Source organism: Microcella sp. (assembly GCF_030645145.1).
Lineage (GTDB): Bacteria > Actinomycetota > Actinomycetes > Actinomycetales > Microbacteriaceae > Microcella.
Genome location: NZ_JAUSMI010000099.1, coordinates 1 through 8,572 on the forward strand (window position 1 = coordinate 1; position 8,572 = coordinate 8,572).

Annotated in this window: 8 protein-coding genes; 2 read left to right on the forward strand and 6 right to left on the reverse strand. The window is 70.1% G+C overall.

All coding sequences use genetic code 11. The annotated features are described in order from the left end of the window. Positions 1-558: aminotransferase class I/II-fold pyridoxal phosphate-dependent enzyme (locus tag Q7T15_RS06885; RefSeq protein ID WP_304694629.1), on the reverse strand; the 558-nt coding region annotated here is incomplete at its 3' end. Then, a complete protein-coding gene (locus Q7T15_RS06890) occupies positions 555-1,949 on the reverse strand; it encodes a cystathionine beta-synthase (protein ID WP_304694631.1) in 1,395 nt (464 codons plus the stop codon). The genes Q7T15_RS06885 and Q7T15_RS06890, both read right to left, overlap by 4 nt. 197 nt (positions 1,950-2,146) lie before the next feature. Here Q7T15_RS06890 and Q7T15_RS06895 point away from each other — a divergent pair, with 197 nt between their 5' ends. Beyond that, the gene (locus Q7T15_RS06895; protein ID WP_304694633.1) at positions 2,147-2,803 is read left to right on the forward strand and encodes a DUF3105 domain-containing protein; all 657 of its coding nucleotides are present in this window, start codon (positions 2,147-2,149) and stop codon (positions 2,801-2,803) included. Between the two features lie 5 nt (positions 2,804-2,808). Continuing rightward, positions 2,809-3,504 (forward strand): DUF305 domain-containing protein, encoded by a 696-nt coding sequence (locus tag Q7T15_RS06900; RefSeq protein WP_304694635.1) that lies wholly within the window; start codon positions 2,809-2,811, stop codon positions 3,502-3,504. Between the two features lie 19 nt (positions 3,505-3,523). Here the strand turns inward: Q7T15_RS06900 and Q7T15_RS06905 are convergent, their stop codons facing one another. The 4 genes from Q7T15_RS06905 to Q7T15_RS06920 all read right to left on the reverse strand — a co-directional run. Beyond that, positions 3,524-5,443, reverse strand: coding sequence for an ABC transporter ATP-binding protein (locus tag Q7T15_RS06905; protein WP_304694643.1), 1,920 nt, complete (start codon positions 5,441-5,443; stop codon positions 3,524-3,526). 190 nt (positions 5,444-5,633) lie between these two features. Beyond that, positions 5,634-6,584 (reverse strand): carbohydrate ABC transporter permease, encoded by a 951-nt coding sequence (locus Q7T15_RS06910; RefSeq protein WP_304694637.1) that lies wholly within the window; start codon positions 6,582-6,584, stop codon positions 5,634-5,636. Then, positions 6,581-7,573 carry a carbohydrate ABC transporter permease gene (locus Q7T15_RS06915; protein WP_304694639.1) on the reverse strand — a complete coding sequence of 331 codons (993 nt, stop codon included), beginning with the start codon at positions 7,571-7,573 and terminating at the stop codon, positions 6,581-6,583. The genes Q7T15_RS06910 and Q7T15_RS06915 overlap by 4 nt, the downstream gene beginning before the upstream one ends. A gap of 102 nt (positions 7,574-7,675) precedes the next feature. Then, a partial coding sequence (locus Q7T15_RS06920) for an ABC transporter substrate-binding protein (protein WP_304694641.1) occupies positions 7,676-8,572 on the reverse strand: 897 nt, incomplete at its 5' end.

Sequence of the window (8,572 nt, forward strand, 5' to 3'; positions counted from 1 at the left end):
GAGGTACGGGGTCGCGAAGGTGTTGTCGACGACGACGAGCGCGCCGGCCGCGTGCGCGACCTCGGCGAGCGCGGCGACGCCGGTGAACTTCATGAGCGGGTTCGACGGCGTCTCGAGCCACAGCACGCGCGCGCCGGTCGAGGCGAGCGCCGAGCGCACGGCCTCCAGGTCGTCGAGCTCGATCGTCGTGAGCCCGATGCTCCAGTCGCCGAAGATGCGGCGCACGAGCCGGTGGGTGCCGCCGTAGACGTCGTTGCCCATGAGCACGTGGTCGCCGGGGCGCAGCACGGCGCGCAGCAGAGCGTCCTCCGCCGCGAGGCCCGACGCGAAGCTGAAGGCGTGGGTCGCGCCCTCGAGCGAGGCGAGCTGCGTCTGCAGGGCATCCCGCGTGGGGTTACCGCCGCGACCGTACTCGTAGCCGCCGCGCAGATTGCCGATGCCGTCCTGGGCATACGTCGTGGAGAAGTGGACGGGCGGGATGACCGCCCCCGTCGTCGGGTCGAACTCCTGGCCGACGTGGATGGCGCGGGTCGAGAATCCGTGGTCGTCGTGGGTCATGAGGGGTCCTTCGCGAGGGCGCGCACGAGGTCGTGGCGCGTGAGCAGGCCGACGGGGTTGCCCCCGTCGAGCACGAGCAGGGTGTCGGGCAGCTGGCCGCCGGGGCCGCGCTCCTCGAAGTGCGCGCGGGCGTCGCCGAGCGACTCGTGCGCGCCGACGAGCGGAAGCCTCGGCGCCATCGCCTCGATCACGGGGCTCGCCGGGGTGACGTCGCCCGCGGCGAGCGCGCGCAGCAGCGAGCGGGAGTCGACCGTGCCGACGACCTCGCCGAGCACCGCCGGCGGAGCCGACGAGAGCACGGGCAGCGCGTGATCGTGCACCTCGAGCGCGGCGATCGCGTCGGCGACCGACTGCTGACGCAGCACGTGGGGCAGCGCCGCGGGGTCGGGGCGCACGGCGTCGGCGACGGTCGGCGAGCCCTGAGCGGGCGCGAAGCCGTGGCGGCGCATCCAGTGCTCGTTGAAGATCTTGCCGAGGTAGCCGCGACCGCCATCGGGAAGCAGCACGACGACGACGTCGTCCGGTCCGAGCTTGCGCGCGACCTCGAGTGCGCCGACCGCGGCCATGCCGCACGAGCCGCCGACGAGCAGGCCCTCCTCGCGGGCGAGACGGAGGGTCATGTCGAACGAGTCCTGGTCGCTCACCGCGACGATGCGGTCGGTCACGCTCGGGTCGTAGGCGGCGGGCCAGAAGTCCTCGCCGACTCCCTCGACGAGGTAGGGCTGGCCCGAGCCGCCCGAGTAGACGCTGCCGACGGGGTCGACGCCGACGATCTGCACGCGGCCGCTCGCGCGGTCGGCGCTGATCTCGCGGAGGTAGCGGCCCGTGCCGGTGATCGTGCCGCCCGTTCCGACGCCCGTCACGAAGTGCGTGACGCGGCCGTCGGTGTCGCGCCAGATCTCGGGGCCGGTCGTCTCGTAGTGGCTGAGCGGCCCGTTGGGGTTGGCGTACTGGTTGGGCTTGAAGGCGCCGGGGATCTCGCGCGCGAGGCGGTCGGAGACCGAGTAGTACGACTCCGGGTCCTCCGGCGCGACCGCTGTCGGCGTGACGACGATCTCGGCGCCGTACGCGGTGAGCACGTTCCGCTTGTCCTCGCCGACCTTGTCGGGCAGGACGAACACGCAGCGGTAGCCGCGCTGCTGGGCGACGAGCGCGAGGCCGACGCCCGTGTTGCCGCTCGTCGGCTCGACGATCGTGCCGCCCGGCTTGAGGAGGCCCTCGCGCTCGGCGGCATCGATGATGCGCGTCGCGATGCGGTCCTTCGCGCTCCCGCCGGGGTTGAGGTACTCGACCTTGGCGAGCACGGTGGCCGAGATCCCCTCGGTCACGCGGTTGAGCTGCACGAGCGGAGTGTCGCCGATGAGGTCGACGATCGAGCGGGCGAACTTCATCCTGCGAGCCTACTCGTGGCGGGCATCCGCCCCGCAGTCGGCGACGGGACGGCAACGGGGCGGCGGCGACACGGCGACGTCCCCGACCGCGCCCGCTCTGACAGGAAGTCGAAAGGTGATCTGAGACAATGGAGCCGCCCTGGCCGCGCTCTCGCGCGCGCCGACGAACCCCTCCCCTCACGGCTGGAGCCCCGAGCGTGTCGAACGACGAGAACCTCACGATCAAGCAGCAGCGCGAGAAGCGCCGCGCCGAGAAGGTCGCCGCCCTCAAGGCGAAGCAGGAGCGCGAGAAGCGCCGCAACCTCATCGCGATCGGCAGCGCCGTCGTCGGCGCCCTCGCCGTCATCGCGATCGTCGTGTCGATCGTCGTCACGAGCGCCCAGCCGCGCGTCGAGCCGGCGGACATCGACATCGCCGGCCTCGAGACCTTCGAGGAGATCGAGGGCCTCCACGTCGAGGGCGTCGTCGACTACGACCAGACCCCGCCCGTGGGCGGACCGCACAACGCCGCGTGGCTCAACTGCGGCATCTACGAGCAGGAGGTGCCGGCCGAGAACGCCGTGCACTCCCTCGAGCACGGCGCCGTCTGGGTGACCTACGACCCCGCCGAGGTGACCGACGGCGACCTGGATGCCCTGCGCGACGAGATGCCGAGCACCTACATCATCCTGTCGCCGTTCGAGGGTCTCGACGCCCCCGTCGTCGCGAGCGCCTGGGGCTACCAGGTGCAGCTCGACGGCGTCGACGACCCGCGCCTCGCCGACTTCATCACCAAGTACCGCGCCTCCCCCGACGCCCCCGAGCCCGGCGCGCTCTGCACGCAGGCCGTCGACGGCCCGGGCAAGATCGCGTAGTCGCCATGTCGAGCGCTGATCCGGCTCTCGCATCGTCCGTGTCGGATGCCCGGCCCGAGCGCGGCCCCGCCCGCGTCCGGCTGATCGTCGCCGGGGCGCTGCTCGTGCTCGTGGCGCTCGTCGCGGGCGTGCTGCTCGGGCGCGCGACGGCGCCCGCGGGCGCCGCATCCGCCCCCGGACCGGAGAGCGCCGAGGCCGGGTTCTCGCGCGACATGCAGACGCACCACAACCAGGCCGTCGAGATGTCGCTGCTGCTGCGCGACCGCACCGACGACGAGGAGCTGCGCCTGCTCGCCCTCGACATCGCGACCGCGCAGGCGCAGCAGGCCGGGCAGATGTTCGCGTGGCTCAACGTGTGGGGCGTGCCGCAGACGTCGACCGAGCCCGAGATGGCGTGGATGGCGCTGCCGACGCTCGACGGCGGGCACGACGAGCACAGCGACGCCCACACCCCGGGCGAGCCGATGCCCGGGCTCGCGAGCGCCGAGGACATGGCCGCGCTGCGCGACGCCGAGGGCCTCGAGGCCGAGGTCCTGTGGCTCGAGCTCATGATCGAGCACCACGAGGGCGGCGTGGAGATGGCCGAGGCCGTGCTCGCGCGCACCGAGAACGAGCTCGTCACGCGGCTCGCCGGCGGAGTGGTGCAGCTGCAGGAGAAGGAGATCGACTACATGACCGAGCTGCTCGAGGAGCGCTCGTAGGGTCTGCGGGCCGCCCCGCTCACAGGGAGTGCGGCGACGCCGCCGCCGCGGGCCGCCCGAAGTCGGTCGACTGCTCGGCCACGAGCCGCGCGTAGACCCCGCCGAGCTGCAGCAGCTCGTCGTGCGACCCGCTCTCGACGATGCGCCCGCGATCGATGACGTGGATCACGTCGGCGCCCGCCACGGTCGACAGCCGGTGCGCGATCGCGACGGTCGTGCGGCCCCGCGTCGCCGAGTCGAGCGCCGACTGCACGACGCGCTCGGAGACCGAGTCGAGCGCGCTCGTGGCCTCGTCGAGGATCAGCACGGGAGGGTCCTTGAGCAGCACGCGCGCGATGGCGATGCGCTGCTTCTCGCCGCCCGACAGCCGGTAGCCCCGCTCGCCGACGACGGTGTCGTAGCCGTCGGGGAAGCTCGCGATCGTCTCGTGGATGCTCGCCGCGCGGCAGGCGACCTCGAGCTCCTCGTCCGTCGCCTCGGGCTTCGCGTACCGCAGGTTCTCGGCGATCGTCGCGTGGAAGAGATACGTCTCCTGGCTCACGATGCCGACGTTCGCGATGAGGCTCTCCTGCGTGAGCTCGCGCACGTCGTCGCCCGCGAACAGCACGCGCCCCTCACTCGCCTCGTGCAGTCGCGGGATCAGGTACGAGATCGTCGTCTTGCCCGCACCCGAGGGGCCGACGAACGCCACAAACTGGCCGGGCTCGACCGAGAAGGAGACGCGATCGAGGGTGGGCGCCTGCTCGGCGGTCGCGTCCGGGTACCGGAAGACGACATCCTCGAAGCGGATGCGCCCCACCTCGCCCTCGTCGACCGCGCGCGCGTCGGGAGCCTCCGTGATCGCGGGCTTCAGGTCGAGGTACTCGAAGATGCGCGCGAACAGGGCGCCCGAGGTCTGGAGGTCGAGCGCGACCCGCATGAGGCCGAGCAGCGGGAAGGTGAGTCGCGCCTGCACCGTCGTGAACGCGACGAGCGTGCCCGCGGTGACCGCGACATCCGCCTGCAGCAGCCACGCGGCGACGAGGTAGATGATCGCGGGGATCACGCTGAGGAAGACGTTGACCATCGCGAAGAACCACTGGCCGCTCATCTGCAGCTGCACCTGCAGGCCCCGCTGCGTCTCGTTCTCGGCGCGGTAGCGGTCGACCTCGGCGTGCTGGCGGAAGAACCCCTTCGCGAGCATGATGCCCGAGACGCTCAGGGCCTCCTGCGTGATCGCGGTCATGTCGCTCAGCGACTCCTGCGTCTTCGTGGCGATGCGCGCGCGCACCTGACCGACGCGCTGCTGCGCCGCGATGAGCAGGGGCAGCAGGATGACGGCCGCGAGCGTCAGCTGCCAGCTCAGGAGCAGCATCGCGACGAGGGCGGCGAGCACCGTGACCGTATTGCCGATGACGCTCGAGACCGTGTTGCTCAGCACGCTCGCGACGCCGCCGACGTCGTTCTGCAGCCGCGACTGGATGACGCCGGTCTTCGTGCGCGTGAAGAAGGCGAGCTCCATGCGCTGGAGATGGTCGAAGAGGGTCACGCGCAGCTGCGCCATGACCGCGTTGCCGACGCTCGCCGTGAGGTAGGTCTGGGCGATGCCGAGGCCGGCGCTCGCGACCCACAGCACGAGCATGAGGCCGACGATCCGCAGCAGCACCGGGACGTTCGGCTCGCCCTCGGGCGGGAACAGCCCGACGTCGAACGCCTGCTGCGTCAGCAGCGGCGGGAGCACGCTCAGGCCGGCGCTGATGAGCACGAGCGTGATCGTGAGCGCGAGCACCGCCTTGTGCGGGGCGAAGAGCCGCGCGATGCGCGGCAGCAGGTTCGGGATGCGCGGGGCCTCGGCGTTGGCCGCCTTCTGCGCGGCGACGTCGCTGCTCGCGACGCGGCCGCCGCGACCGCCGCGACCGCCGCCTCCGCCGCCCATGCCGCCGCCCGGCCCGTGTCCCATGCTCACGTCGCGAGCCTAGAACGGCACCGCCGACAGCGGGCCGAGAGGCGGCGCGGCCCTGAGCGAACAGGGCGGCGCGACGCGCGCGATCGCGACGGATGCCCGGGGCGCGACCGCGGGCATCCCCCTCACGCGCGACGCCCCCAAAGTCTCCTCCAGGGGCGTCGCGCGTGCTCGGTCGTTCGGCCGATCAGCCCTTCGTCGAGCCGGCCAGGAGGCCGCGCACGAAGTAGCGCTGGAGGCTGAAGAACACGATGAGCGGGATGACGAGCGAGATGAACGCCGCGGCGGGCAGGCGCTCCTGGTTGCGCCCGAAGTTGCCGACGAGCTCGGCCAGTCGTTGCGTCAGTGGCGCGACGTCGGCTGTGCCGCCGGAGAACACGAGGGCGACGAGCAGGTCGTTCCACACCCACAGGAACTGGAAGATGCCGATCGAGGCGAGCGCCGGCAGCGACAGCGGGATGATGATCCGGAAGAAGATCTGCGTGTGGTTCGCACCGTCGACGCGAGCCGCCTCGATGACCTCTCCGGGGATCTCCGAGATGAAGTTGTGCATCAGGAAGATCGTGAGCGGCAGACCGAAGATCGTGTGCGCGATCCACACCGCGGGGAAGGTGCCGCTGATCCCGAGCACGCTCGAGAAGATCTGCAGGAGCGGGATGAGCGCCATCTGCAGCGGCACGATCTGCAGGGCGAAGATGAGCACGAAGATCGCGCCCGAGCCCTTGAACTTGATCCACGCGAACGCGTACGCGGCCATCGTCGCGAGGATGATCGGGAAGAGCGCCGCCGGCACCGAAATGATGAGCGAGTTCACGAAGTACGAGCCGAGGTTCGCGGAGCTCGCTCCCTGCGTCGTCAGGACGTCCGAGTAGTTCTCGAGCGTGAAGCTCGGGCTGACGAACATGTTCCACCAGCCGTTGGTGCGGATCTCCTCCGGCGTGCGGAAGGAGCTCACCAGGAGCCCGAAGGTCGGGATCGTCCAGATGACGGCGATGATGACGGCCGCGACCGTCGCGCCGGGCGAGGTCAGCTTCTGCTTGGCCTTGGATGCCCGGCTGAGCTTGGCGGCGCGCGGGTCGTTCTTCTGCCCGAGCGGGCGGTCGAGCTTCGCCTCGGCCTTGTCGGTGACGTCGGTCATCGGATCTCCTTCTGCTTCCGCATCACGCGCACGTTGTAGACGACGATCGGCAGGACCATGAGGAACAGGATCACCGCGAGCGCCGAGCCGTAGCCGAACTCGTTGCGGTTGAAGGCCTGCGTGTACATCTCGTTGGCGACGACCGAGGTGTCGAAGTTTCCGCCAGTCATCGAGCGGACGATGTCGAACACCTTGAGGGTGGCGATCGAGATCGTCGTGACGACGACGACGAGCGTGCCGCGGATGCCCGGGAGGGTCACGTTGCGGAACTGCTGCCATGCGTTCGCGCCGTCGAGTCGCGCGGCCTCGATGATCTCGACCGGAACGCCCTTGATCGCGGCCGAGAGGAGGACCATCGCGAAACCGGTCTGGATCCAGACCATGACGACGATGAGGAACAGCGTGTTGAACGGCGAGTTCACGAGGAACTGCTGCGGCTGGCCGCCGAACATGACGATCAGCTGGTTGAGGAGTCCGATCTGCTCGGCGAAGCCGACCTCGCGGAACTCGTACATGAAGCGCCAGATGATGCCCGCGCCGACGAACGAGATCGCCATCGGCATGAACACGAGCGACTTCAGGATCTTCTCGCCGTAGGACTTGTCGATGAAGATCGCGTAGGCGAGGCCGATGATCGTCGAGAGGGTCGGCACGAGGGCCACCCAGACGAGCGTGTTGCCGAGCGTCTGCAGGATGTCGGGCTGAGTGAACATCCAGACGAAGTTGTCGAGACCGACGAACTCATTGCCGGTGCGGTCGTAGAACGCCAGGAGCGTCGTGCGGACCGCGGGGTAGATCAGGCCGACCGCGAGGAGGGCGAGCGCCGGGGCCACGAAGGCCAGCAGCTGCCAGAAGTCCCGCCCCTTCTTCGGGGCCCGATCGGCGAGGAAGAGAATGATTCCGATGACCGCCGCGAACACGGCGAGGCCGAGGAGCATGAGTCCGAACTTCTCGAAGAGATCGGACCAGAACGGCGCTAAACCTCTCATGCGGTGAACCTCCATTGGTTTGTGGTCACGCTACCTGACGAACCGGCCCACCGGACGAGGGAAATCGTCCGATGGGCCGGTGTCAGTGCTGCCGTAGAGCGGTTACGGGAAGGTGCTGTCGATCGCTGACGTCACGTCCGCGGTCGAGGCTCCACCGACCCAGTCGACCATGCCGGTCCAGAACGAGCTGGTGCCGACGGCGGCGGGCATGAGGTCGGAGGCGTCGAAGCGGAACACCGTGTCCTCGCCCTGGAGGATCTCGATCGACTGGCGAGCGAGGTCGGACTGCGCGTTGGCGGGGTCGAGACCCTTGTTCGCCGAGATCACGCCGCCGAGGGAGATGCGGTTGTTCGCCCAGACGTCGCTCGAGAGGTAGGCCTGGACAGCGCCCGTCGCCTCGTTGTCGTTGAACGCGGCGACGAACTCGCCACCACCGGTGACGGCGGCGCCGTCGCCCTCGTTGATCGGAGGAGTGATGAAGGCCCAGACGTCGCCGTCAGGAGCGACCGTCACGCCCTCGCCCCACTGAGCCTCGTAGAACGAGGCCTGGTGGTGCAGCGAGCAGTTGCCGTCGAGGATGGCGAGGCCGGCGTCCTGGAACGTCGTGGTGACGATCGAGTTCACGCCGCCGAAGCCGCCGTTGACGTACTCCGGGTTGAGCAGGATCTCGCCGACGAGGTCGAACGCCTCCTGGACCTCGGGGCTCGCGAACTCGAGCTCACCGGCGACCCACTGGTCGTAGGCCTCGGGGCCCGCGGTGCGGAGGACGAGGTCCTCGACCCAGTCGGTGCCGACCCAGCCGGTCGCGTCGCCCGAGCCGAAGCCGACGCACCAGGGGCGGTACGGGCCGTCGTTGCGCTCGGTCATGGTCTCGGGCAGCTCGCGCAGCTCGTCGTACGTGGCCGGAACCTCGTAGCCGTTCTCCTCGAAGTCGGCCGGCGAGTACCAGACGTAGCCCTTGACGCTCGCCCTGAGGGGCGCGGCGTAGAACTCGCCGTC